24 protein-coding genes and 3 tRNA genes are annotated in these 23,157 nt (G+C 56.8%); 10 read left to right on the top strand and 17 right to left on the bottom strand.

Annotated features, from left to right (window positions below; all coding sequences use genetic code 11):
- Nucleotides 1-4: 4 nt before the first annotated feature.
- The 3 genes from thiM to LUQ43_RS00240 form a co-directional block, all read right to left on the bottom strand.
- Nucleotides 5-805: a hydroxyethylthiazole kinase gene (thiM, locus tag LUQ43_RS00250; protein WP_299962579.1), complete on the bottom strand. Its 801-nt coding sequence runs from the start codon at nucleotides 803-805 to the stop codon at nucleotides 5-7.
- 115 nt (nucleotides 806-920) lie between these two features.
- Nucleotides 921-3,572 (bottom strand): aminotransferase class V-fold PLP-dependent enzyme, encoded by a 2,652-nt coding sequence (locus LUQ43_RS00245; RefSeq protein WP_299962577.1) that lies wholly within the window; start codon nucleotides 3,570-3,572, stop codon nucleotides 921-923.
- Between the two features lie 71 nt (nucleotides 3,573-3,643).
- Nucleotides 3,644-3,946 carry a carboxymuconolactone decarboxylase family protein gene (locus LUQ43_RS00240; RefSeq protein WP_299962574.1) on the bottom strand — a complete coding sequence of 101 codons (303 nt, stop codon included), beginning with the start codon at nucleotides 3,944-3,946 and terminating at the stop codon, nucleotides 3,644-3,646.
- A 132-nt stretch (nucleotides 3,947-4,078) separates the two neighbouring features.
- Between LUQ43_RS00240 and LUQ43_RS00235 the strand changes: the two genes are divergently transcribed.
- Nucleotides 4,079-4,483, top strand: a complete 405-nt coding sequence (locus LUQ43_RS00235) for a pyridoxamine 5'-phosphate oxidase family protein (protein ID WP_299963122.1) — start codon at nucleotides 4,079-4,081, stop codon at nucleotides 4,481-4,483.
- A gap of 217 nt (nucleotides 4,484-4,700) precedes the next feature.
- Here LUQ43_RS00235 and LUQ43_RS00230 read toward each other — a convergent pair whose 3' ends face one another.
- Entirely contained in the window at nucleotides 4,701-5,426 is a 726-nt protein-coding gene (locus LUQ43_RS00230) for a DUF169 domain-containing protein (RefSeq protein ID WP_299963120.1), read from the bottom strand.
- A gap of 264 nt (nucleotides 5,427-5,690) precedes the next feature.
- On the opposite strand from LUQ43_RS00230, the gene LUQ43_RS00225 reads away from it, so the two are divergent.
- A complete protein-coding gene (locus LUQ43_RS00225; RefSeq protein WP_299962572.1) occupies nucleotides 5,691-6,431 on the top strand; it encodes a DUF4013 domain-containing protein in 741 nt (246 codons plus the stop codon).
- A gap of 80 nt (nucleotides 6,432-6,511) precedes the next feature.
- Here LUQ43_RS00225 and LUQ43_RS00220 read toward each other — a convergent pair whose 3' ends face one another.
- Nucleotides 6,512-7,429 (bottom strand): AEC family transporter, encoded by a 918-nt coding sequence (locus LUQ43_RS00220; RefSeq protein ID WP_299962571.1) that lies wholly within the window; start codon nucleotides 7,427-7,429, stop codon nucleotides 6,512-6,514.
- Nucleotides 7,430-7,809: 380 nt separating this feature from the next.
- On the opposite strand from LUQ43_RS00220, the gene LUQ43_RS00215 reads away from it, so the two are divergent.
- Nucleotides 7,810-8,289 carry a hypothetical protein gene (locus tag LUQ43_RS00215; RefSeq protein ID WP_299962569.1) on the top strand — a complete coding sequence of 160 codons (480 nt, stop codon included), beginning with the start codon at nucleotides 7,810-7,812 and terminating at the stop codon, nucleotides 8,287-8,289.
- A gap of 117 nt (nucleotides 8,290-8,406) precedes the next feature.
- Here the strand turns inward: LUQ43_RS00215 and thiI are convergent, their stop codons facing one another.
- From thiI to LUQ43_RS00165, 10 genes are all read right to left on the bottom strand, one after another.
- The gene (gene thiI / locus LUQ43_RS00210; protein ID WP_299962567.1) at nucleotides 8,407-9,519 is read right to left on the bottom strand and encodes a tRNA uracil 4-sulfurtransferase ThiI; all 1,113 of its coding nucleotides are present in this window, start codon (nucleotides 9,517-9,519) and stop codon (nucleotides 8,407-8,409) included.
- Between the two features lie 16 nt (nucleotides 9,520-9,535).
- Complete coding sequence (locus tag LUQ43_RS00205) at nucleotides 9,536-9,823, bottom strand: DUF1894 domain-containing protein (protein ID WP_299962565.1); 288 nt, start codon at nucleotides 9,821-9,823, stop codon at nucleotides 9,536-9,538.
- Nucleotides 9,811-10,284, bottom strand: coding sequence for a DUF1890 domain-containing protein (locus LUQ43_RS00200; protein ID WP_299962563.1), 474 nt, complete (start codon nucleotides 10,282-10,284; stop codon nucleotides 9,811-9,813). Before LUQ43_RS00200 ends, LUQ43_RS00205 begins: the two co-directional genes overlap by 13 nt.
- On the bottom strand, nucleotides 10,281-11,756 hold the full coding sequence (locus LUQ43_RS00195) for a homoserine O-acetyltransferase (RefSeq protein ID WP_299962561.1): 1,476 nt from the start codon (nucleotides 11,754-11,756) through the stop codon (nucleotides 10,281-10,283). Before LUQ43_RS00195 ends, LUQ43_RS00200 begins: the two co-directional genes overlap by 4 nt.
- A gap of 91 nt (nucleotides 11,757-11,847) precedes the next feature.
- Complete coding sequence (locus tag LUQ43_RS00190; RefSeq protein WP_299962559.1) at nucleotides 11,848-13,146, bottom strand: O-acetylhomoserine aminocarboxypropyltransferase/cysteine synthase family protein; 1,299 nt, start codon at nucleotides 13,144-13,146, stop codon at nucleotides 11,848-11,850.
- Nucleotides 13,147-13,308: 162 nt separating this feature from the next.
- Complete coding sequence (pscS, locus tag LUQ43_RS00185) at nucleotides 13,309-14,673, bottom strand: O-phospho-L-seryl-tRNA:Cys-tRNA synthase (RefSeq protein ID WP_299962556.1); 1,365 nt, start codon at nucleotides 14,671-14,673, stop codon at nucleotides 13,309-13,311.
- 45 nt (nucleotides 14,674-14,718) lie between these two features.
- Nucleotides 14,719-14,790, bottom strand: a tRNA-Cys gene (locus tag LUQ43_RS00180).
- A gap of 348 nt (nucleotides 14,791-15,138) precedes the next feature.
- Nucleotides 15,139-15,480: a hypothetical protein gene (locus LUQ43_RS00175; RefSeq protein ID WP_299962554.1), complete on the bottom strand. Its 342-nt coding sequence runs from the start codon at nucleotides 15,478-15,480 to the stop codon at nucleotides 15,139-15,141.
- Between the two features lie 219 nt (nucleotides 15,481-15,699).
- The gene (locus LUQ43_RS00170) at nucleotides 15,700-16,137 is read right to left on the bottom strand and encodes a GNAT family N-acetyltransferase (RefSeq protein ID WP_299962552.1); all 438 of its coding nucleotides are present in this window, start codon (nucleotides 16,135-16,137) and stop codon (nucleotides 15,700-15,702) included.
- Nucleotides 16,132-16,203 (bottom strand) — tRNA-Cys (locus tag LUQ43_RS00165). The genes LUQ43_RS00170 and LUQ43_RS00165 overlap by 6 nt, the downstream gene beginning before the upstream one ends.
- Before the next feature lie 188 nt (nucleotides 16,204-16,391).
- On the opposite strand from LUQ43_RS00165, the gene LUQ43_RS00160 reads away from it, so the two are divergent.
- From LUQ43_RS00160 to LUQ43_RS00145, 4 genes are read left to right on the top strand one after another with little or no spacing between them, the layout of a single operon-like run.
- Entirely contained in the window at nucleotides 16,392-17,279 is an 888-nt protein-coding gene (locus LUQ43_RS00160; RefSeq protein ID WP_299962550.1) for a thiamine pyrophosphate-dependent enzyme, read from the top strand.
- Entirely contained in the window at nucleotides 17,276-18,388 is a 1,113-nt protein-coding gene (locus LUQ43_RS00155) for a transketolase C-terminal domain-containing protein (protein WP_299962548.1), read from the top strand. Before LUQ43_RS00160 ends, LUQ43_RS00155 begins: the two co-directional genes overlap by 4 nt.
- Nucleotides 18,381-18,908, top strand: a complete 528-nt coding sequence (locus LUQ43_RS00150; RefSeq protein WP_299962546.1) for a 2-oxoacid:acceptor oxidoreductase family protein — start codon at nucleotides 18,381-18,383, stop codon at nucleotides 18,906-18,908. The genes LUQ43_RS00155 and LUQ43_RS00150 overlap by 8 nt, the downstream gene beginning before the upstream one ends.
- Nucleotides 18,905-19,165: a 4Fe-4S binding protein gene (locus tag LUQ43_RS00145; protein ID WP_299962544.1), complete on the top strand. Its 261-nt coding sequence runs from the start codon at nucleotides 18,905-18,907 to the stop codon at nucleotides 19,163-19,165. Before LUQ43_RS00150 ends, LUQ43_RS00145 begins: the two co-directional genes overlap by 4 nt.
- Before the next feature lie 405 nt (nucleotides 19,166-19,570).
- On the opposite strand, the gene LUQ43_RS00140 is transcribed toward LUQ43_RS00145, so the two are convergent.
- A complete protein-coding gene (locus LUQ43_RS00140) occupies nucleotides 19,571-20,578 on the bottom strand; it encodes a radical SAM protein (protein WP_299962542.1) in 1,008 nt (335 codons plus the stop codon).
- 43 nt (nucleotides 20,579-20,621) lie between these two features.
- Nucleotides 20,622-20,693 (bottom strand) — tRNA-Cys (locus LUQ43_RS00135).
- Between the two features lie 204 nt (nucleotides 20,694-20,897).
- On the opposite strand from LUQ43_RS00135, the gene LUQ43_RS00130 reads away from it, so the two are divergent.
- The 3 genes from LUQ43_RS00130 to LUQ43_RS00120 all read left to right on the top strand — a co-directional run bounded on the left by LUQ43_RS00130 (nucleotide 20,898) and on the right by LUQ43_RS00120 (nucleotide 23,055).
- The gene (locus LUQ43_RS00130; RefSeq protein ID WP_299962540.1) at nucleotides 20,898-21,725 is read left to right on the top strand and encodes an ABC transporter ATP-binding protein; all 828 of its coding nucleotides are present in this window, start codon (nucleotides 20,898-20,900) and stop codon (nucleotides 21,723-21,725) included.
- A complete protein-coding gene (locus tag LUQ43_RS00125; RefSeq protein ID WP_299962538.1) occupies nucleotides 21,722-22,651 on the top strand; it encodes an ABC transporter permease in 930 nt (309 codons plus the stop codon). The genes LUQ43_RS00130 and LUQ43_RS00125 overlap by 4 nt, the downstream gene beginning before the upstream one ends.
- A gap of 116 nt (nucleotides 22,652-22,767) precedes the next feature.
- Entirely contained in the window at nucleotides 22,768-23,055 is a 288-nt protein-coding gene (locus LUQ43_RS00120; protein WP_299962536.1) for a hypothetical protein, read from the top strand.
- The last annotated feature ends 102 nt before the right edge of the window (nucleotides 23,056-23,157 follow it).

Below are 23,157 nucleotides of genomic sequence, written 5' to 3'. Positions count from 1 at the left end.
GGACTCATCCGGTCCGGATACGGGCTTCGCGTGCAAGGTCGTCAGGTTTGAGGGAAGCCATCTCGTCAAACAACGCGGTCTTGAAACTGAACGGTCCCCGGGCAGAGGCAGCGGCACGTTCACCGGCAATACCGAATGCGGCGAACGCGGCGGTCGCTGCCTGAACCCGGTCCTTTGATTCTGCCGCAAAGACGCCGGTCACGGATGCTGCCATGCACCCGGTGCCAGAGATACTGCCCATCATCGGGTGGCCATTCTCGACAAGGTTCGTGGTCTTCCCGTCCGTGATGATATCGGTGGCCCCGCTGACGACAACGGTCAGGCCGGCCACCTGGGCAAAGTCCTGTGCTATCGTGACGGGGTTGCCGGCAAGCCCGTGGGAGTCAACCCCCCGCACTTCCGCTTCTGCCCCGGCAAGCACCCCGATCTCGCCCGCATTCCCCTTGATGATCGCGATATCGAGGGTATCCAGCAGTCGCTGGGCGGTCTTCGTCCGGTACTGCGTTGCGCCGACACCCACCGGGTCGAGAATCACCGGGATCTTCCGGTCGTTTGCCATCGTTCCGGCCAGTATCATGGACTCGATCTGGACCCGGTTGAGGGTCCCGATATTGAGGACCAGGGCGCTGGCAATGGCAGCCATTTCCGCGACTTCCTCGGCCGCATCGGCCATCACGGGTGCACCACCGGCGCAGATCGTGATGTTGGCGCAGTCATTGACCGTGACGTAATTCGTGATATGGTGGACGAGCGGGCGTTTCTCCCGGACACGGGAGAACAGGTCAGAGATCGGTTGTTTCTTCATGAAAGATCACTCGAGAGCAGGGCAGGTAGCCCGGTTGTGTGATCAATAGTTATGGATTCTTACATAATAAATCGTGATAAATCGGTAAGCCACATCAGGAAGCACAAGACCGATGTTACCGGGTGATCTCTTCCATTGTTGCAAGGAAGATATCCACTTCGTCCTGCGTATTGTACAGCCCGAGACTTGCACGCACCGTCCCATCGGGCAGTCCCAGCCGGTCCATGAGCGGCATGCAGCAGTGGTGGCCGGACCTGACCATGATGTCTGCCATCTCGTCGAGGCGCTGGGCAACCTCGTGCGGGTGCAGGCCCTCGACAGTAAACGAGACCACGCCCACCCGCCGCTCGGGAGTCTCCGGGACATAGAGGGTTACACGGGGGTTCTTCCGGAGCCCGTCAATGATCCGGGTGGTGAGAGCCTGTTCGTGCCGGCGGACCGTGTCCATCCCGATCCGGGCGAGGTAATCCACGGCAACACCAAGGCCGATTCCTCCGGCAATATTGCCGGTCCCGGCTTCATAGCGCTGGTATCCTTCTGACAGGACATAGTCGGATCCCTTCACAGATTCGACAGCACCCCCTCCCAGCAGGAGCGGCTCGATGACCGGCTCCTTCATCCAGAGCACCCCGGTACCGGTGGGACCGAGCATCTTGTGGCCGGAGAACGCACAGAAATCGCAGCCAAGGGCTGCAACATCAACGGGCAGGTGGGGAGCGGTCTGGGCCATGTCCACCAGCAGGAGGGCGCCGTGATCGTGGCAGATCTTCGCGATCTCTCTCACCGGAGTGATCACGCCCAGCACATTGGAGGCATGGGTGACCGCGACAAGGCGCGTATGGTCGGTGATCGCGGATTCGAATGCGGCCAGATCAAAGGAATAATCATCGCGGATACCGGCAACATCGACCGATACGCCACGGTTCTTCAGGTGGTACCAAGGCAGGAGGTTGGAGTGGTGCTCGAGGATAGTTGTCAGCACGCGGTCGCCGGTCTTCCACGGGAAGCCCTGCGCCACCATGTTGATCGATTCCGTGGTGCTCTTCGTGAAGACCGTGAGACCCTCCTTTGCACCAATGAAGCCTGCCACCTTCTCGTGGGCGTGCCAGTAGCGCTGGGATGCGATCTGGGTGAGCCGGTGGACACCCCGCCCGACATTGGCACGGTAATTGCGCTCGAACTCCACCATCGACTGGATGACTGGTTCGGGAGAGAGGCTCGTTGCTGCATTGTCGAAGTAGACAACTTCAGCAAGGAGCGGGAAATCCTTCCGGATTCCCGTCACGTCAAACCTTTCGCCAGCCGGTTCCAACATTTCTGTCTTCATGGTTTTTCCTCCCGCATCATCAACTGTTTCATGGCTCTTTTCAGCCGGGGGTTTTGCCGGGGGAGTTGCCTTCAGCGTGAAATCCTCGTTAACGGCAATCCCTTTTGCCCGGCAGATCTCCTGCATCTTCTTCGGCAGCGCCTTCCAACGCCAGAGTCCCCAGCGGCAATAGGCATCCGGCAGGCCTTTCTTCTGGGCCCAGCGCTCCACGAATTCGTCCCAGCGCCGGGTATATTCCGGGTGGGTTATGCGAATCTGCTCGTACTCGCTCTCCAGCATTGCCGGGCAGAGGTAGCACCCGATCCGCTCGATGCCCTGCTCGTAGAGCGGGTTCATTGCGGCTTTCTGCCACCAGAGATAGAGGAATACTTCGAGTGCCCGCCAGTTCCTGATGGGCGAGACATTGAGCTGGAGCGGGTTGTCGGGGTTCTGGCTCGTCTCGTCGAGGCTCGCCCGGTTCCAGGACTCGTACCACCGGTTGCCCTGGATCGTGACGCAGGGGCCCTCCTGCGCCAGGAAGAGCTTGAGGGGACGCAGTTTCTGGAACTTGCAGCACCAGCGGTTGTCCTTGCCCGGCGGCCCTGCCTTCTCCACGGCCTGCCAGAAATCCCCGGCACCGCCGAACATCTCGACGCCCTGCGATTTGACAAACGCAATGGTTTCAGGGAATTCAAGCCCGGTGTCGATGAAGAAGGCCTTCGTGACACCGGCCTTCCGGGCAAGATGGAGCACCACCGTGCTGTCCTTTCCCCCGGAGAACGAGACGTTTGCGGTCGGCCGGTCGGACATGTGGTGCTTGATCGCCCGGATCGCATGCCGCTCCAGGTTCTTCAGGTGGTACCGGTTCTTTTCGATTGCCACATCCCAGCCGGGATCAGGAAGGGTGCGGGGTTCCACCGCGATGAGTTCCTTTACCTTGATCGACCCGTCCTTTACCGCACCCGTCCCGTACCGGGCCTTGTATTTCACGATCACGGTGCCGTCAGGGACGGGTTGCGTAAGAAGAAGCCGTTTCCCGCCGATCCGCCCCTGTTCGCTGCGGGCATTCGTGTGGGTGTCAAGGTCCACCACCCCTTTTGTTGCATGGCGGACGATGAACGGCAGGGCTTCGGGGGTTATATCGAGCGCGAACTTCCGGTTGACCGGGTCGAAGGTGAGCCAGCCGAAACGCTCGCCGTTCATGATCACGAGATCCGCACGGTCGACACCCCCGGTCTTGTTCAGGAGGAGGATCTGCGCAAGGGGGACATCGCCGTACCGCTCCTGGATGAGCCGCCGGATCAGTGCCCGGTCGGCAGACAGGGCGGGGCGGAGCTCGTAGGGCTGGAGGAGTTCGATCACCCTTCCTTCACGGCCGCACGCGCAGCTCTTCGCGAGCAGCGGCACGTTGCACTCATCGCACCAGTACAGTACCTTCTTGACCGGCGGTTCGCGCATCATACTGACAGATGGAACGCTTCAGGAGATAAGAGAAGCGATGCAGGGCGTATGCCTGCCATCAGAAAAAATGATTATTCAAACTGCTGGATCGCATCGGGGAGACACGTCACAACCCCTCGGATACCGGAAACGGTGAGGGTCATGAGGATGGCATCCACGACTTCCTCTTTTGTCGCCCCCGCAGCCTTCGCCATCGGCACATGGGCCTTCACGGCCATTGGGTCTCCCATCGATGCCTTCATCGCGATATAGATCAGCTGCTTGGTCTTCGGGTCGAGCCCCTTCGATTTGACAAGCGACTGGATCAGGCCGTTGAACGCTTCTGCAACTTCGGGCGCTTCGTGCTGGAACACTTCCATGGGATTTGTGTGCATGATAACCACCAACCGGTTCTTCCCTCCATTATATGAACCTGTGGCGAGGCGGGTGAACCTGACTATCGGCCACTTTTATTGCATAAAGTATATGGTGTTAAGGAATCCATGGGGAGAATTGGTGATGTTACCATGGTGAAGCTGAATGCAGACATGAAGGAAGCCTTCGCGAAGATGAAGATCTTCCCGGTTGCCACGGCATCCAAGGATGGGACTCCGAACGTGATCCCTCTCGGGATGGTCGAACTCCACAATGACGAGACGATCTGGATCACGGATAATTTCATGAACAAGACCATCTCCAACCTCCGGACAAACCCGAAGATTGCGATCTACATCTGGGGCCCGGAGATCAAGGGCTGCTTCCAGATCAAGGGCGTGACATCGATCAAGAACAGCGGCACGGAATACGAGGAGATGAAGGCAGCGGTCAACAGGAAGAGGCCGGAACTCCCCGCACGGTCGCTCATCATCGTGAAGATCACGGAAGTCTTCGAGTGCAAACCCGGACCGACTGCCGGTATGAAACTCATATAACTTTTTATTCAGAGACCGGATCTTTTTCCCCGCCACTCACAGGGAAGCTCATTTTTATTTCTCGCTATTTTCCTCGCAAATCTCCCGGCTGCCTTTTTACTTTATGCCTTTGGGATCACACAAGTATACGGGCAGCGGTGACTGACCAGTACCAGTGCAGCCGGCAACGGATACCACAATAAAAAAAGGGAGAACCTCCCTGCAGGATTCAGGGAGGTTATTTCGCCCCGGGTTTGGACCCTGGTGCTGCCGCTACAACATTCAGTGCCGCGATAAGTTCCGGCAGGATCTCAGCAGGGATCCCCATGACCATCTCGCCATCCTCGATGCCGGAGAACTTCCGTGAGCCGTCGCACCCGAGCGAGAAGTTGACCTTGCCGTTGAGGTAGGTCTGGGCGCAGGCATCGGCGCAGACGGACTGGATGCCGGAGAACTCCGCGTTGATTCGCCCGCCGACACGGAAGAGGGTGCTCTGGGAAAGTTTGAGCATCGCCCAGGGGCTTGCGACAATGACCACGACCTGCGGGTCGAAGGGGGCCTTTTCGAGCGGGGCATACAGGGTCGCATAGGTCTCGCCGGGGTTGAGATGGGCAACCCGGTCGATGGTCCGCTTACATGCTGCGGAACTGTCAAACTTGCCGAGCTTGAAGTAGAAGTCGCCGTTCTTCAGCGTCTCGGTGATCTCCCTCAGGCCCAGCGACCAGGCACCCCCGTTGCACTCGTGGTTATCAGAAAGGGAGTAAAAGATCTTTCCTTCTTTCCTGGCAAGTCCGATCATCGTACAGTGGCGGATCGTCTTGTCGAGTTTCTGCATACCTTCAGGGATCTCCTCTTTCTTTGTTGCAAACCGGAATGCAACCGGGGAACCCGAGAGTTTCAGGAGTTTCTTCAGGTTCTCTGCGGCTTCTGTATAGTTGACTGGGATCTTCACACCAGATGTCATACTCATGAACACCATCCATCCCGACGAATATCGGTAGTTACACCATATCGTGCCCACCACATAAACATAGTGATATGGCACCGTTTCATTCGCGATCGTGATGACCCGGACCGGGCAGGGATCTGCCGCGGATCGGGCATTCCGGGGATTTATTCTTCCCGGATAACAGGCTGAGGCAGATACATTTTTTTCCCCACTATCTCATATACATGTGCGCATACGCGAACGGGGAAATATTCCCCGGATACAATTTTTGGTGAACACATGGATTATACAGAGATGTTAAGCGACGCCTTCGCATTTATGCGGCAGGGTGTTCTTGGGAACGCAGGACGATGGATAAAGCTGGTCCTTGCAACCATCCTTCTCACGATCCCGCTGAACGGGTATATGATGCGGATCTACCGGGGTGCAGAGTCCGCGCCGGATGTTGACCAGTGGGGAACGCTTTTCATCGACGGCCTGAAACTGATAGTTGTTTCGTTCGTGTACTCGATTCCCATCTGGCTGGTCTGGATTGCAACCTATGGTGCCTGGATGATCCAGGTCATTTCCGGAAAGGCAGACGCTGCTGCAATAGCTGCATGGCAACCGAACCTCGTCCTTGTCGTGCTTATGTACATCATAGAGTTCGCCGTTGCCCTCGTGCTCCCGGTTGTCTCGATCCGGTTTGCACGGATGGGAACTTTTTCTGAGGCGTTCAATTTCCGGGCAATCTGCGATCATATCGCAAAGATCGGGTGGATCAACTATGTTATCGCGATCTTCCTTGTCGCCATTATCGTTGCGGTGCCGATTATGGTCCTGATCTTTGTCTTTGTGGTCCTGGGCATCGGCATTGCTGCCATCACGAGTTTCAGTGTACCTGCGATCCTTGGCGTTATCGCAGTCTTCGTGCTGCTTCTCCTGGTCCTTATCCCGCTCTTCATGGCATTCCAGGGCCGGTTCTGGACACGGGTTTACGACAGTGCCACACCGGCAGTCAGCGCAGCGATAACTGAATAATCTCCCTTTTTTATTCCCGATGAACCGGGATACACAGGAAATCATCCTACGGCGTCTCTCCCGCACCAACGTTCCGCTGTTCAGAAGAGAATGAAGTCTATCAGCGGGATCGTTGCACAACTGAGCAGGGTTGAGAGGAACACACCTTGGGAGGCAAGCGTTGCATCCACATCATACTCTTCAGAGAGAAGCACGGTGTTGGCAGCTACCGGCATAGCAATGAGAAGCACCGTGCTTGCCAGGAGGAGCCGGTCGGAGAGGATGGGGGCAAGCAGGAGGTATGCCAGCACCGGGAAGATGATCAGGCGCAGTGCCGTGATCACGAGGATCCGCCAGTCACCGGCAAGCCGGGAGAACGGCAGGGTCGCGAGCAGGGCACCGACAACGATCATGGCCAGCGGCGTGGTTGCCATCCCAATCCAGTGAAGCGCCGCATCTACCGGGAACGGGATGTCATACCCGGTAAGGAAGAGGGCCAGGCCCACGAGCGAGGCGACAAAGCCGGGCGTGAGCAGCAGGAGCGGGTCGAGGCTTCCCCGCCGCTCGTGGGCAAGGAGCCAGATGCCCATGGTGAAGACCAGCAGGTTGAAAGGCAGGTTGAAGAGGATGACATAGATGAGGGCATCCGGCCCGAGGATCGCTTCCGAGATCGGGATTCCCATGAAACCCACGTTGGGGAAGACCAGCATGAACTGGAAGACGCCCTTCTCCGTCGGAGTTGCGAACAGGAAACGGCAGACAAGGATGCTGATGATGAATGCCCCGAGATAATAGGCACATGCTATGAAGAGCGTGGTACTGACAAGATCAAACGAGTGCTCGCTGTGCGCAACCTGCATGCTGCTGATCGTGAGTGCCGGCAGCGCGATATTGACAAGGATATGCGAGATTGTATGGACCACCGGTTCCTTCAGATGCCCCCGCTTCCGGGCAAGGAAGCCTGCCCCGATCATGAGAAAGAGGGTGAGGATCGAGACGAGGACGGGAACGACATCCATGGGGGGTCAGCTCCAAAATGTTGTTCTGGCCCCTGTTTATACTTTTAGAGAGTTCTTATGAGCCGTTAATCGGTGAATACAGGATACCCGTTCATGTTCAGGACAGCTGGCGCTGCCGGATACATACTACTCATTTATTGCATTTCCCGGACAAGTGGTTCCGGTAGTCACATGGGGGATTTTCTATAGAGCGCAACACGATCTTCATCATCGCAGCAGCCCTTGTCATCGGCTTTCTCCTGGGCAGTATCACCGGGGTATACTGCATTTTCCGGCCGCAGGATGGGCAGGCCAATGCGGGCGGGAATTCCACGGCACTGCCGGCAATCGCAGCGGAGACGCAGGTCGCACCCACATCCGATTTTATCAGTTTCCTCTTTGTGCAGGAAGCACAACAGGGTTCGCTGGTGAAAGGAAAGAACGGTACGCTGACCCTCACGCTGCAGGGGACACGGGCAGATACGGTATACTTCTCCGACCGGCCGGCACGGGTCTCCGGGGCAGTCGATACCGGACTCTTTGAAGAAGGCTCGATGTGGAATGAGGGAAATAACCCGAATGCCGCGCTCATGCTCCCGGATGAACCGCCGGCAAATGACACCGTGATCGTCACGCTCTCCGATCCCCGGTACGACCGGAAGAATGCCACGCTCGTATATACCGCAAGCGTTGTTCCGGATTACCAGGGCGAGGGGCTGAAGGCATACGAGGGGTTTGCCGACCCGGGTGTTGCCGAACACTTTGGCCGGGCCATGCTCTTCATCGACAGCGCCCGCCTCCCGGTTGATTTCTTCAAGGTTCCGCATTCCCCGGAGAACCAGACAATACTCTTCTTCCCGGTCAATGCAACCGGGGAATGAAGAGTCCCTCTTTTTTGGTAAATACCGGGATCGTTATCGGTAAACCGGGGCACGAAAAAGCGTTGTCACGGGTCTCCACGTTCCCATTCAGGATAAAAGAGACGTGAGGGACGCAGATCAGACCGGCAGCGGCATCTTTGTTGCTTCGAGATCCTCTTCGATCTCATGGATTGTTTCGAGCTTTGCCCGGGTGGATGGCCCTGAGGGTACTGCCTTGCAGCCGGACGCCGGGGATATGGACTCCGGGAACGTTCCAATCTCGCGTGCAATGCGTATCGTCTCCTCCTTGTCGAACCCGATCAGCGGCCGGTGGATCGGCATATCGGACGCGGCATCGGTGAGGACAACGAGGTTGTCAAGGGTCTGGCTCGCCACCTGCCCGAGCGACTCGCCGGTGACAATACCCTTTGCACCGGACGCATGGGCAAACGCGGTTGCCACGCGGTACATCCGGCGTTTGCAGAAGATGCAGGTATATTTCTCAAGGTGTTTACTGAGGAGTTCCTTCTTTGCCGCAGCGAGATAGGCATCGTTGATCACGGTCAGCCGGATACCGGGCTGGTACCGGGCGAGGGTCTCCACCACCCGCTCTGCCCGGGCGATCGTGGTCTCGTCAAGGAACGAGTCCAGCGCAACAAAGACCGGCAGGATTCGGCAGCCCCGCTTCATCATCATCCACGCGGCGACCGGGGAGTCGATGCCTCCCGAGACCAGTGCCACAAGGGTGCCTTCTACCCCGAGCGGGAGCCCCCCGACCCCTTTTATCACGCTGTCGTAGAGATAGACCTCGTCTGCACGGATCTCGATATGGATCTCCTTGTCCGGCGTTGCGAGGTTCACCTTGAGGTGCGGGAACTCACTCCGCAGGAGAGTGCCGTACTCGATTGCCTTGTCATTCGAGGTGAATTCGTGTTTCCCGACCCGCTTCATCCTGATGGCAAAGGTTTTTGCCTTATCGATCCCATGGCGGCGGCAGTAGTCGGGGAGGGCGGTCTCGATCTCGTCAAGTTTTATGTGTTCGACTTCCGAGAACGAGACGATCCCGAAGATGGTCTTCAACCGGTCGGGTTTCACGTCCCCGTCCAGCCAGATACGGCCCCGCTCGTTCCGGACATGGACGCCCTGCATCACTTCAAGGATATTGGCGATCAGGGTATTCTCCCACTGGCGCCGCACCGGGTCGGATTTGAGGAATATCTCCGAATATCGTATAAGCCATTGTTGTTTCATATCGCCATATCTCCGTTCACTTCTTCTTTCGCGCGGTTTTCCGGACACGTGCGGCTTCATCCGCATCTTCCACCGCGAGGAGATACGTCCCGTGGCAGGGCTTGGTGTACGGGAAGATCACCCGTGCGTCATCGATACCGAGCGCAATCGGGGGCAGCCCGATGATATATTCGTCAAAGAGCTTGTAGCCGGGATCAACGTACCAGAACTCTTGAAAATTCTTCTCCACGTACTCCCGGCACTCCTTGAACGAAGCACCGAGCGGCAGGATCTTCTCATACGCCAGGTTCTCTATGCAGCCCATCCGAACACCCCGTTGATCTTCCGTTTCAGCTGCATCGGATTGTGCACTGCTTTTTCGACGATCGTCTCGCAGGGAAAATCAACCAGTGCAGCCAGTGCTTCCGGCTCCTTCCCGAAGATGATAACTACAAGCCGGGATGCCGGCAGGAGGTGGCGCATGGTTGCAGCATACGAGATCCCGGCATCGTTGTGGGCAAAGACAATGCAGAGATCGGCATCCCGTTTCTTCTCCACAATCTCTTCAATGCATTTTTCAAGAACCTGCATCTCCGGGAGGTACCGTTTTTCCGGGTCTGATACCTTCAGCAGGTTCAGGACCGCCGGGTTACCGGCAGCATGGACTGATGTTCCCTGTAACCGCAGATTCCATGCGATAAAGAGAGCAAGCGCCTGCTGCGATGGAACTTCCGGACAGCCGAGAACGATCAGGGCTTTTGCGGGAACCGGGGAGGATGGTGTCATGGGTTACCTCTCCCGACAAGGACGCTGATCGCATCCACCGTGATGAGACCTGTCACGTGCTGCTCCCCGTCGATGACCGGCAGGGCAGAGATCTGGTGCTCCTCCATCTTCTTTGCCGCAGACTCGATCGGCTCATCGGGCGTGGTCGTGACCACATCCCGGGACATGATCTCGTCCAGCCAGAGGAAGTTGGATGCCACTGCCTTCGCTATGTCCCACGAGGTGACGATGCCCACGAGCTGCCCCCCGGTGGAGAGGACCGGCAGGTGATTGACACCGGCCTTGATCATCCTCCGTGCGGTCACGGCAATGGTCGTTCCCTCCTCGATGGTCTCGACGTCCCGTACCATAACATCGCCGACAACGGTATGGGAAAGGAACTTCCCCACAATATAGTTCAGCTGGCCGGATTCGAGGAGGAAGGCATCGTGGCCGTAATTGGAACGGATCTCGCAGTAATGGATCTCTGCTTCGTTCGCAGTCAGGGCTGATACGATCTCCTGCGACTGGTAGGGCGGGTAGAGCCAGTCGGACGAGACCGAGATGACGAGGAATGCCGCTTTCACACCGGAGAGTCCGGTAGTGAGCGAACCATCACGGGTCAGGTCGAAGTAGTCGATCGCCTTGGTGATGTACAGGTAGGAGTTCGCATCGAACCGTTTGGTGAAGGTGTCGCCCTGGTGGTGGAGGTAACTCTCTACTTTGAAATCGGTGGAGAAGTCAAACCCGATCCTGTCCTTTCCCTGCAATGCCCTGCCGAACTTCTCGTGCATGGACTCGTTCGAGAGGTAGGTGATATGTCCCACCATCCGGGCGAGCGCGAGACCGTGGATCGGGAGCTCCTTCCCATAGTAATCGCCACTGTTCCAGTCGGGGTCGGAGATGATCGCCTTCCTGCCGACCTCGTTGAACGCGATCTGCTGGGGGGTCGAATAGCCGGTTGCCGCTATCACCACGACCTTCTTCATGAGGTCGGGGAAATCGACTGACCACTGCAGCACCTGCATGCCGCCCATGGATCCGCCAACAACCGCATAGAGCTGGCTGATACTCAGGTGGTCGATGAGCAGTTTCTGGGCGTTCACCATGTCGCGGATCGTGATGACCGGGAACTTTGCCCCATAGGGTTTCCCGGTAGCCGGGTTGGTGGACGCCGGGCCGGTGGAGCCCTTGCATCCCCCGATCACGTTCGAGCAGATCACGAAGTAGCGGTCGGTATCCAGCGCCTTGCCGGGGCCGATGACCGCATCCCACCAGCCGGGTTTGTCATCGCCCTCGTGGAATCCTGCCACATGGGCGTCGCCGGAGAGGGCGTGGCAGACAAGAATGGCATTGCTCTTCTCGCGGTTGAGCCGGCCATAGGTCTCGAAAGCAAGAGTGATAGAAGGGAGGGACTCCCCGCTTTCCAGTACGAGCGGGGAGGGATGGCGATAATATTGTGTTTCTGTAATTCCAGCGGATCCTTTGATCATCGACAAGCGCCTTTACGGATCTGGGAGAGTTCTGCTATTATATCCTGAATATCCTCAATGAACATGAGGATATCGGCAGGTTCCGAATTCTTCACGGTGTCGCGTCCAGGGCCTGCTTCAGGTCAGCGATGATATCCTCGATATCCTCGGTCCCGACAGAGAGACGGACACCATCCGGGGTCACACCGGTCTTTGCCTGTTCTTCAACAGTGAGTTGCTGGTGGGTCGTGGATGCCGGGTGGATGACCAGGCTCTTGGAGTCACCGATGTTCGCGAGGTTGCTGAAGAGCTTGAGGCTGTCGATGAACTTCCTGGATGCCACTTCCCCGCCCTTGATGCCGACACCTACGAGTGGCCCAAAGCCACCGTGGAGGTATTTCTTAGTGAGGTTGTGGCTCTGGTGCTCGGGAAGACCGGGATAGTTCACCCACGCTACCTTCGGGTGCCCTTTGAGGAACTGTGCTACCGCCAGGGCATTCTCCGAGTGGCGGGGAACCCGCAGGTGGAGGGTCTCGAGGCCGATGAGGAAGAGCCAGGAATTGAACGGGCTGATAACGGCGCCGGTATCTCTCATGAGTGAGACACGGATCTTGAAGACGAACGCGACATTCCCGAGTCCCGGGAAGTTCCCGAACGTGTCCCAGTACTTCAGGCCGTGGTAGCCCGGGTCGGGTTCGGTGAACTCGGGGAACTTGCCGTTGTTCCAGGCGAACTTGCCGGAATCAACGATAACGCCGCCAATGGAGTTTCCGTGGCCGCCGATGTACTTGGTTGCAGAATGAACCACGATATCGACACCATAGTCGATCGGGCGGACGAGGCCGACACCGGTGGTGTTGTCGACGATGACCGGAATGCCGTTGTCGTGGGCGATCTTTGCGATCGCTTCGAAGTCGGGGGTGTCCAGTTTCGGGTTTCCGACGGTCTCCGCATAGAGCGCACGGGTCTTTGGCGTGATCGCTTTCCTGAACGCCTCGGGATTTGTGGAGTCCACGAACACGACATGCCGCCCGAACTTCGGGAGAGTGTAGTGGAAGAACTCGTACGTGCCCCCGTACAGGTTGTCCGCAGATACGATCTCGTCACCGGGACGGGTGATGTTCAGGATCGCGTACGTGATGGCGGCCGCTCCCGATGCGGTGGCGATGGCGCCGGTACCGCCCTCGATTGCGGCGACCCGCTTCTCGAAGACGTCCGTGGTCGGGTTCATGAGCCGGGTATAGATGTTCCCCAACTCGCGGAGGCCGAAGAGGTTGGCCGCGTGCTCCGTGTTCTTGAACACGTACGATGAGGTCTGGTAAAGCGGTACAGTTCTTGACCCGGTGGTCGGGTCGGGTACCTGCCCTGCATGGAGGGAGGTGGTTCCCAGGTGGAATTTCTTGTCAGTCATGATTGATTCCTCGTTGGTTTTAAATTCTGTTTTTTGTTCAGCGGTTTTTACAGGGTTACGTGCAAAGGGATTCGCCCTTACAAGGAAACCGAAGACATTTCGGGTCATGATTCGTATCATCCGAGAGATGGTAATTATCGTAATCCCGGTTACCAGGTGCGCTCATGGGGAAACCTTCAGTTCGTATTTTTCTGCAACCTCGGTAAAGGCATCCGCAAGATAGCGGACTTTCTTGTCCGAGAGGCCGTAGGTGTTCAGTTTCCAGGTCCGGGTTGCACCGGCGAATTCGCCGACGATCCCCCGGGACGAGAGTTCGTCACTGAGGTAGAACCCGCGGCGCTTGTGCGTCTGGGCGATCGTGTCGAAGCTTCCCGTGGTGTCGACTTTCGTGAGCGTGTGTTTCCTCGGGTACTCGGACAGCACGTTGCTGCCGTTGATCTTCAGGAGCCGGCCGATGAAGTAATTGGATCTCTTCACTTCATCCTCCCACTTCAGGGTCCGGGCTTTGACCGTGGGGAACGATGCCATCATGGACAGCAGCGTCCCGCCCATCAGCGTGCAGCCGAGCATCTCGACTTCCTTGATACCGAATTTACGTTTGGTGAGATCTCCGACCATCGACGTGGTGCGGAGGGCTTTTGGTAACCATTCATCGGTCATCGCAAGTACCCCGGACGGCGCGACCGATGCCATACTCTTGTGTCCGGAGCCGACAACGAAGTCAGCCCCGATTGCCTTGCCGTCGACCGGCATCACGCCGACCGTGTAGGCCCCGTTGTAGAGGAACGGGATGTCGTACTGGTGGGCGACCTTCCCGATCTCCTTGATCTCGTGCTCGTTGGCGAACTGGTAATCGTAGTGGTCGATCATCACGAGCACGGGGAGTTTTCCGGTCTCTGCCTTGACCTCCTCGATCTTCGTTGCCGTTGCTTCGCCGGTAACGATGTTCTTGTCGTTGAGCGGCACTTCCCTGACAACCCCGCCTGCATTTTCCACGGACAGGAACTCGGTGTAGTGGGCGAGAGCAGAGACGATCACGGAGTCGCCCTTGTTGACGAGCGTTCCGGTGACTGCCTGGAACCCGCGGCGTGCCCCTGGGACAACCCGGGCATGGTCCATGTTCACGAACTTTGCGAGATCAGCATGGAACTCCGCGATGCCGGGCTTCGAGATCTTGTCGAGCCGGAACGGTTTCCGGCAGGCGTCGCACGTTGAGTACCCGTCACCATAGGAGATGAGGGCCTTCCTCGCCTCGGTTGTCAGCCTTCCTGCTGCCTGGATCGGCTGGATGTTGATGGCCTCCTCTTCCCGGGTCCGCAGGTCGATGGAACCGGCGATCTTTGTCACCTTCGGTGTGCCGGTGCCCGCTTCGAGGTCCGCAAGGATTGCCCGCACATCAGCAATCTTCTGCCGGAATGCTGCCTCCTCCGCGGGATCGAAGCCGGTGGGTAACGACTCCCGGAAGAGTCCCCGGATCTCTTCGAGCGTGAAGAGTGCTTCGAATGTCTTCTGGATTCTGATACTCATGGTAATTCTCCCATTTCAGTCAGGATATATGTACTTTCCTCTGAAAGCCAGCGCCCGGAATCGAACCGGGATGTAGCTGATCTGCAATCAGCCGCGTGACCACTCCGCCACACTGGCATGCGATTCACGATTGTGAATCTGACTATACTAAATAACAATTGTGAATATTTATAGATTCGGTCATCGGCAGGATTTTCCTGATCCTGGTCTCCGTCGGAACAGGCAATTTTTCCATGATATTTGTATGATTCATGGATATATTGCACGCGCGGGAAAAATCCGCGCAGGTAATGATACGGACTGGATAACACACCGGCACCCGTTCTGATGGTATAACAAAAGGAGGTGCACCCCCATGTACCGGGAATGGTTCATGAGGATGCTGTATCCCAGGCTGAATCACTGTCCATCATGAGAGATGGAGAGCACTCCTTTGTAAAACAGGCGTACTTGCCGCACTACCGGTCAGGAATGTGCCGGCAGGGGGAAGTACGACAATCGCATCGGCCATTCCATCGGGAGCGGATCGGCCGTTGTCATACAGCCTGATTGGGCAATGCCTGCTGCATTGCCGGTGCTATTCTGGTATCGGTTCTGTCTTCTGACGAAACCTGAAACGGCAGATACGAGGATGAGGATTCCCACAGGGACACCCAGCGGGATGACCGCCTCGCAGGTGCCCCGCCCGTTTCGTTCCGGCAGGTGGTCGCCATGCGCTTTCTCCGCTAATGCGGATACCGACAGTATCAGTGTCAGTACCCCGATGATTGCGGTGAAGGCTGCAAGGTTCTTGTGCTTTTGTGCCATACGGTATTTCTTGTTCACTGGTGTGAACACCCATTTTATGGCGCATTATTATATCAATGCCGCAATCCGGACAATTATTGCTGCATTCTGTCGGAAATCTCACCCATGGGGGCGAATCGCTCACAGTTCTTTCTGGTAAAAAACCACATCCATGAGCCGTTCGGACAACTCACCAGCGTTCCTGATCTGCCCGCACCGGACATACACCTGGCTCTCAGACTACTTCCTGCTTACGACATTTTCACCGGTAATAATCGCAATGAGGACACGAATACCGGATTGTCGTGCCTGCGCTTCCAGATAACCGAGCGCAATCTTCCCGATGGCCTTCCCGGTATATTCCGGTTTCAGGTACACGGTGACTTTCGCACTCCGGTCACAGGCATTACGATAATGGTACCGGTTGAGACCACAATACCCCATACTATCCGCGTCTTCCCTGATGAGAAACGAAGGGTATCTTGAAGAGGTTGTGTCGAGGGATTGCCGGAATTCTTCCGGCGGAACCGGTTCCTGGCGGAATGTCGCGGTTGAATGGAGCGAGTGATAATCATAGATCTGCCGTGCGATCGGCAGGTCGCTGTCCTGGATCCTGACAAACCGGATCCTGATCCTCCTTAAGGAGGTAAAAACACGAGAAACGAAGGGAAAAGCCAACGCCCGGAATCGAACCGGGATTGAGCTGATCTGCAATCAGCCGCGTAACCACTCCGCCACATTGGCACAGGGTTCACCATTGTGACCTTGTTATACTGTTCTTTGTCCAGGGATTATTTATACAATAATCTGTCGGCAAAAATCACTCCAATCTTCTGGATTATATCATGTCAGGGCAACCACATCTGATATGACAGGGATCATCTCGCAACCGGCCATCCCGTTCGTTGGTACACGTTTCGTCCCGAATGGAGATGGATACCATCACTGAAATTCCGGATGATGAATATATCCTGAAATGCACCTCGGCATGTGCCGGGTGCGGGGACTCGCTTACCCTGCGATACGTGCTCAAGGCCGCGGGTCCGGATATCGTGCTGGTCATGCCCGCCGGGTGCACGGCAGCCTTCCAGGGCATCTACCCGAAAACCGCATTCACGGTGCCCGTGGTCAACATCGCCTTTGGTGCAGCAGCCGCATGTGCATCGGGCATCAGCAGGATGTTTCTCGCAACCGGCAGAACGACAAAGGTGATTGTCTATGCCGGCGACGGGGGAACCCTCGATATCGGCCTGCAGGCACTGTCCGGGGCTTTTGAACGGCGAACTGATTTCCTGTACATCTGCTACGACAACGAGGCGTATGGCAATACCGGCATGCAGAGATCCGGCGCAACACCGCTGGGTGCAAAGACCACCACGACCCCTGCCGGGAAAGCCGAGGTAAAGAAAGACATCGATGCGATCATCGCCGCCCACAACCCTCCCTACCAGGCAACCGCGTGCGCTTCGTATCCCCAGGACCTGTTCCGGAAAGTCCGGAAGGCTCTCACGTTCCGCGGCCCGACATTTATCCACGTACTCTCACCCTGTCCGCCCGGGTGGCGATATTCATCTGAAAAAACCATCGAAGTCGGCAGGCTTGCAGTGAAGTCCGGGATGTGGGCGCTCTGGGAGCGCGAGCACGGAAACCTGGCGATAAGTGCCCCCACAAAAGCGGCGATGAAAAAACCGGTTCCGCTTGAAGAGTACCTTTCGGTACAGGGCCGGTTTAAGGGTATTGATGGAACAACCGTGGAGCAGCTCAAAGAACAGATCCGGGAAACGTTCCACAGGTTTAGGGAAGAGGAGGACCGGCCATGAAAAAGATCGTGACCGGCAACAAGGCAATTGCCGAAGCAGTCCGGGATGCAAAACCCGATGTGGTTGCCGCCTATCCGATTACCCCGCAGACCGAGATCGTGGAGACCCTTGCGGAGTACGTATCAAGCGGCCAGCTGGCCAGCCAGTACATAGCGGTTGAAAGCGAGCATTCCGCGATGGCGGCCTGCATCGGGGCAAGCACCGCCGGCGGCCGGACATTCACTGCAACCAGTTCCCAGGGCCTTCTCTACATGCACGAGATGACCAACTGGGCAGCAGGGGCCCGCCTTCCCATCGTGATGGCAAACGTGAACCGGACACTGGCTCCCGGCTGGAATATCTGGGCGGAACATACCGATGCAATGCAGGAACGCGATACCGGCTGGCTCCAGGTCTTTGTCTCAACGGTCCAGGAGGCTTACGATACCATCTTCATGGCATTCCGGATAGCCGAACATAACAAGGTACTGTTACCGGTGATGGTAAACCTGGACGGATTCACCCTCTCCCACATCATGCAACCCGTTGATACGATCGAACCCGGGGATTTCATCCCGCCAATTCACCTGCCGGATAGTGTCGATCCCAAAAATCCAAAGGGATATGGAACGATTACGGGACCAGGCGATTATTTCCGGTTCCGGTGGGAACTCGCACACTCGATGCGTGAATCCGTGAGCGTGATTGAAGAGACCCAATCGGAGTTCGCAAAGCGGTTTGGCCGTACGTACGGCCTGACCGAAGAATACCGGTGCAGCGATGCGGATGTGGTTGTCGTCTCGCTGGGCACGCTGGGAAAAGAGGCGGAAGTCGCTATCGATATCCTGCGGGATGAGGGTATTAAAGCGGGATCGCTGCGCCTGCGCTGGTTCCGCCCGTTCCCGGAACTCGACCTGGCGGGAAAGGAAGTGGTCGTGATCGACCGCGACTACTCGTTCGGTTTCGGAGGCGTGCTTGCGCACTCTATCCGGTCAAAGAACCTGGTGAAGGTCTACAGCGTGATTGCCGGCCTTGGCGGGCAGGAAGTAACCTATGACGATATTGCCGGCTTCATACGAAACCGGCGGATCGGCGGGGAGTCCTGGTTCGGGGTGAACGATCATGTATGAGATTCGCATTCACTCCCGGGGAGGACAGGGTGGCGTTACCGCAGCCCGGCTCCTTGCCATGGCAGCGCTCCATGACGGGAACTATGCAACAGCCTGCCCGTTCTATGGCGCTGAACGCCGGGGGGCTCCGGTCGTCTCCTTTGTCCGGATCGATGATCGCCCCATCAGGATCTACAGCCAGATCCGGAGCCCGGATATGATCATTGTCCTTGACAAGAGTGTCATGCTGACCGTCGATGTAGTGCACGGCCTTAAGACAGGAGGGCGGATCCTCATCAACAGCACCCATAAAAAAGAGTTTGCCGGGTATATTACAAACAATGTCGATCTCACCGGTATTGCCCTTCGGGAAAATCTCGTGGTTGCCGGCAGCCCGATCCTCAATACCCCGGTAATCGGGGCACTTGCGAAAACCGGCATCATCTCGGCAGATTCGGCTAAATCCGCGATCCGGGGCATGTTCGCGGATGAACGCAATATCCGGGCTGCCGAGGCTGCATATGCGGAGGCGGGTGCATGACCGGGATCCAAAAACACGACCAGGCTGCCATGAGCAGGCCGGTCGAGGGTTCTGCCGGCCTGACCGGCTCCTGGAGGGTCTTTGTGCCGGTCGTTGACAACGAGAAGTGCAACCGGTGCGGGATATGCTCGCTCTATTGCCCGGATGCCGTTATCAGCCGTGATCGTATCATCGATCTCGCGTACTGCAAGGGTTGTGGTATCTGCGCACATGAGTGCCCGAAGAAAGCCATTGCCATGATCCGCGAGGAAAAATAACATTCTGATGCGCAAGGGGCCCGGGAGGTTGCCTGAGTCCACGCGCCGGATTTGTTGGGATGAAAGGGGGGGTCGCATGGGTACAAACCTTCCCTGCGGATCCGTGAGGATATCGGAGTTCTCCGTCATAATTATCCGGTGCCGGCCTTGCAGTTCGGGCCAAAAAATAAAAACTGTACCCACGCGACCCCCCCTTGCCCGTTCCGGATTTTGCCAAAAAAATGGTTCATTTCACGTCATAAGATGGGGATCGTGCAGGCATTTTGGTTGAGGGGGGGTCGCATGGGTACAACGTGCCGGGCCGGGGTTAAAAAGGAATTTTTTAGTGAGACCTGTTGGAAAAACAGTGACCGGACCTTGCTTACAAAAAGCGGATACCCATGTCAAAGGGACAGGGAAAATTCTTCAGAGATCCCGCTGCGGGGTCAGGTCACAACCGGTACAGGGCAGGCACATGGTCTTTACAGCCCGCACATCAAGCCCGTGGCGCTCGATGGCCGCTTTGTTGATCCGGGCCAGGATCAGGAGCCGGTATGCTGACGGGCGTTCCACCACGATCTCCCCTTTCCGGAGCGGGTGTGGCGAGATCGGGCGCAGGTTGGGGATCACACCCATGGACGCGAGCGTTTCTACCCCTTCTTCCACACAGGCATCCGTCTCACCAAGCCCAAGAATGAAATTGGATGACACGTGATTTTTTCCATAGATCCCGACGGCCTCCTCAAGGGACACAAGGATCGCATCCAGCGAGAGTCCCGGACAGACGCGCTGGAAGATCTCCTTGTCCATGGTCTCCACATTGTATTTGATCTCACTGGCACCAGCGGCACGAAGATCCTGCGAAGAGGTTTTCGTGGGATAGATCGAGACACCGATCGGCACATCGAACCGGGAAGCAAGGTGCCGGACAATGCGGACCAGGTATTCCGCCTCCTTCTCCGGGGATTCTGCCACCCCGCTCGTCAGGGAAATGGCACGGACATTCCCCTGGTTCTGTGCTGCTTCAACGAGGGATGTGATCTCCTCAATCGTCTTCACCCTGCCATGCAGGCGGGGTACCGGGCAGAATTTGCAGTCAAATGTGCAACGCTCGCTCACCGTGATATACGCCTGCTCCGGGCAATGGCACAGCGGCAGTTCGAGCTGGCCGTACGCGATGATATGGCCCTCTTTCTGGACCGCAACACACTCGTTCCACGGGATCACTTTCAGCATTGAATCCGGTTTGATCGAAAGACGTACGCGATGATCGCCGGACCGGATAAAGAATGATGATCCCCCGGCTCCTGGACCCGCGGTTGCGGTTGTCCTGAAGTGTGGCGGAAGCAGCGATGGATCAATCTCTGCACTGCCGATATTGATCAGGAGAGCTTTTGTTTCCGCAGTCAGGCCGTGATCCATCTGTGCCTCCAAAAATGACTCCCTTCCGGGTGTATGTTGATAGTTCTTTTTCAAAAGCCAAGGCCCGGATTTGAACCGGGATGTAGCTGATCTGCAGTCAGCCGCGTGGCCACTCCGCCACCTTGGCAGGCGCACTCTCTGTGGTGCACTATTCCTGTAAACCACGGAGATATTTCAAGGATAATTTTCAAGCGTGTTTTGCCGCAAAATGGATGATTCCGGGACACTGTTGTCAAGAATTGCTCAATTATTACACTATAAGTCAATTTTCCCCCAATTACAATCACCAAACTATATCCGGGCGATATGCCCGGAGCTCCCTTTCCGGGAGGTGACCATTCTGGCAACCATAACACTCGACAACCTGAGCATGCAGTACGGCAACAACGGCTCCCGGTACACCGCACTGTCAAACGTGAATCTTACTATCAGCGAGGGGAATTTCATCTCCCTCATCGGCCCGTCCGGGTGCGGCAAGAGTACGATCATCGATATTGTTTCGGGACTGAAAACCCCGACCACCGGTTCCGTCCTTATCGATAAGGAACCGGTATCCGGACCCGGGACAGACCGCGGAACGGTATTCCAGGATTACTCCCTCTTTCCCTGGATGACGGCATTTGAGAACATCTGCTTTGCCATCGAGCATACCGGTGGCAGCCATACAAAGACGGAGATCGAGAAACAGGCTGAGGAGTATCTCAACCTGGTTGGCCTGAAAAAATTCCGAAACGCCTATCCCAACACACTCTCGGGCGGGATGAGGCAGCGGGTCTCCATTGCCCGCATGTTCTCCATGAACCCGAAAGTATTCTTGATGGACGAACCCTTTGGCGCACTGGACTCCCTCAACCGGATTTACATGCAGGACCTCCTGCTGAATCTCTGGACCGAGGGGGAGCGGCACAAAACCGTCCTTTTTGTGACCCACGATGTGGATGAAGCGCTCCTGCTGTCGGACAAGATAGCAGTCATGACCCCGTCACCGGGTAAGATCAAGGAAGTGATCGATGTACCGTTCTCGCGCCCCCGGTGCCGCAAGAGCCTTGGTGCAACGGCGGAATATCTCACCCTCAAATCGCATCTTCTCTCGGTCCTCTACTGCGAGATGCTGGGTGAGATCGAACAGCAGGCGCAGAATTTCCGGGGACTGGCATGACGGAAAAGATCCCGCGGGCGGCCATAGCGGTATATCTGCTCCTTGCACTGGCACTGGCAGTGCAGGTCCTGGTTCCCGATGCCCAGCGGCAGGCAGCAGCGGATGCCGGCGCATTCCTCGGCGTACTGGTTTTGCTCGCGATCCTCTTCACAGCGGGACTGGTTTTTCAGAAAAAGGATGCCCGTGCAGTAACGGATATTGTTACCGTCATCGCCGTAATCCTGGTACTCTGGGAAATTCTCCTGGGGAAGTTATCCCTGCTCGACCCGCTCCTCTTTCCCGGCCCGGCACAGGTCTTCCAGGTATTTGTATCCGACTGGCAGCTGATGCTGTACGGTGCAGTGGGATCGCTGGGCATCATGGCCACGGGGTATATTCTTGCTCTTGCCCTTGCGATTCCCCTGGGCCTCTACATCGGGTGGAGGCGTCGTCTCTATGATGTCGCGTACCCGATCGCAAAAGCGGTATCCCCCATCCCGCCCACCGTGTACCTGCCCTACGCGATCGTTCTCCTCCCGACCTTTGCGGCCTCATCGGTCTTCCTGATCTTCATCGGGGCATTCTGGCCGATCCTGGTGGGGACCATTTACGGGGTGTTTGCCGTGGACCACCGGATCATCAACTCCGCCCGGACCCTCGGGCTTTCCGATCACCAGATGGTCCGCCGCATCCTCCTGCCCGGCGCCATGCCATCGATCTTCTCCGGGGCAATGATCTCCCTGATCATGGCCTTTATCAGTATCACCGTGGCCGAGATGATCGCCGCCACCTCGGGCCTTGGATGGTATATCGAGTATAACCACCAGTTCGCCAACTATGACAAGGTCATCGCCGGGATGATCCTGATCGCCCTTGTCGTTATCGGGGTCATGTTCATCTTTGACCGGATCCAGCGCCATTGCCTGCGGTGGCAGCAGGCAGAGTAGAGGCAGTTCCTGCCAGTAAATAAGAATACATATACCTGACAGGCCAAACGGATTGGATAACAGATGTGGCGATCCTGATCACTGACAGGACATGAACACACCCACCCGGATAGAGTATGGAGCCTGCCAATCCCTGTTTCAGAAAGACCGCGAGTTACCGGGTCCTGATCGATCCTGACGGCACCAGCCACATCAGGATCATCCGGCGGGTCAATTTCCGGACCCTCCTCCTTGTCTTCAAGGAAGTCTATTTAGAACTGAAGAAAAATCCTGCTACAAAACCCCATATCATCATTTACCTCTCCAGGTCGCTCTCGACAGAGATGTCAGATAATCTCACGAATTTTCTTGATTTTACGGGTTCCTGCCTTGAAGGCACATTCGAGCTGCGGATCGTCGAATAATTTTTCATGCAGTTTTTGCCGCTTTTTCCCGGATTACTGGATTTCCAACGCTTTTTTGCTCACAAGTCCACGTATTTAATTTATTTTTCCACATGGTATACA

This window comes from Methanoregula sp. (assembly GCF_028679125.1).
GTDB lineage: Archaea > Halobacteriota > Methanomicrobia > Methanomicrobiales > Methanospirillaceae > Methanoregula.
Note: the sequence above shows the minus strand (reverse complement) of the source record. Positions and strands in the feature narration are given on the sequence as shown.

Coding starts and splice junctions, on each gene's coding strand:
- thiM (WP_299962579.1), bottom strand. CDS start 805: ATGAAGAAACAACCGATCTCTGACCTGTTCTCCCGTGTCCGGGAGAAA.
- LUQ43_RS00245 (WP_299962577.1), bottom strand. CDS start 3,572: ATGATGCGCGAACCGCCGGTCAAGAAGGTACTGTACTGGTGCGATGAG.
- LUQ43_RS00240 (WP_299962574.1), bottom strand. CDS start 3,946: ATGCACACAAATCCCATGGAAGTGTTCCAGCACGAAGCGCCCGAAGTT.
- LUQ43_RS00235 (WP_299963122.1), top strand. CDS start 4,079: ATGGTGAAGCTGAATGCAGACATGAAGGAAGCCTTCGCGAAGATGAAG.
- LUQ43_RS00230 (WP_299963120.1), bottom strand. CDS start 5,426: ATGACATCTGGTGTGAAGATCCCAGTCAACTATACAGAAGCCGCAGAG.
- LUQ43_RS00225 (WP_299962572.1), top strand. CDS start 5,691: ATGGATTATACAGAGATGTTAAGCGACGCCTTCGCATTTATGCGGCAG.
- LUQ43_RS00220 (WP_299962571.1), bottom strand. CDS start 7,429: ATGGATGTCGTTCCCGTCCTCGTCTCGATCCTCACCCTCTTTCTCATG.
- thiI (WP_299962567.1), bottom strand. CDS start 9,519: ATGAAACAACAATGGCTTATACGATATTCGGAGATATTCCTCAAATCC.
- LUQ43_RS00205 (WP_299962565.1), bottom strand. CDS start 9,823: ATGGGCTGCATAGAGAACCTGGCGTATGAGAAGATCCTGCCGCTCGGT.
- LUQ43_RS00200 (WP_299962563.1), bottom strand. CDS start 10,284: ATGACACCATCCTCCCCGGTTCCCGCAAAAGCCCTGATCGTTCTCGGC.
- LUQ43_RS00195 (WP_299962561.1), bottom strand. CDS start 11,756: ATGATCAAAGGATCCGCTGGAATTACAGAAACACAATATTATCGCCAT.
- LUQ43_RS00190 (WP_299962559.1), bottom strand. CDS start 13,146: ATGACTGACAAGAAATTCCACCTGGGAACCACCTCCCTCCATGCAGGG.
- pscS (WP_299962556.1), bottom strand. CDS start 14,673: ATGAGTATCAGAATCCAGAAGACATTCGAAGCACTCTTCACGCTCGAA.
- LUQ43_RS00175 (WP_299962554.1), bottom strand. CDS start 15,480: ATGGCACAAAAGCACAAGAACCTTGCAGCCTTCACCGCAATCATCGGG.
- LUQ43_RS00160 (WP_299962550.1), top strand. CDS start 16,392: ATGGATACCATCACTGAAATTCCGGATGATGAATATATCCTGAAATGC.
- LUQ43_RS00155 (WP_299962548.1), top strand. CDS start 17,276: ATGAAAAAGATCGTGACCGGCAACAAGGCAATTGCCGAAGCAGTCCGG.
- LUQ43_RS00150 (WP_299962546.1), top strand. CDS start 18,381: ATGTATGAGATTCGCATTCACTCCCGGGGAGGACAGGGTGGCGTTACC.
- LUQ43_RS00145 (WP_299962544.1), top strand. CDS start 18,905: ATGACCGGGATCCAAAAACACGACCAGGCTGCCATGAGCAGGCCGGTC.
- LUQ43_RS00125 (WP_299962538.1), top strand. CDS start 21,722: ATGACGGAAAAGATCCCGCGGGCGGCCATAGCGGTATATCTGCTCCTT.
- LUQ43_RS00120 (WP_299962536.1), top strand. CDS start 22,768: ATGGAGCCTGCCAATCCCTGTTTCAGAAAGACCGCGAGTTACCGGGTC.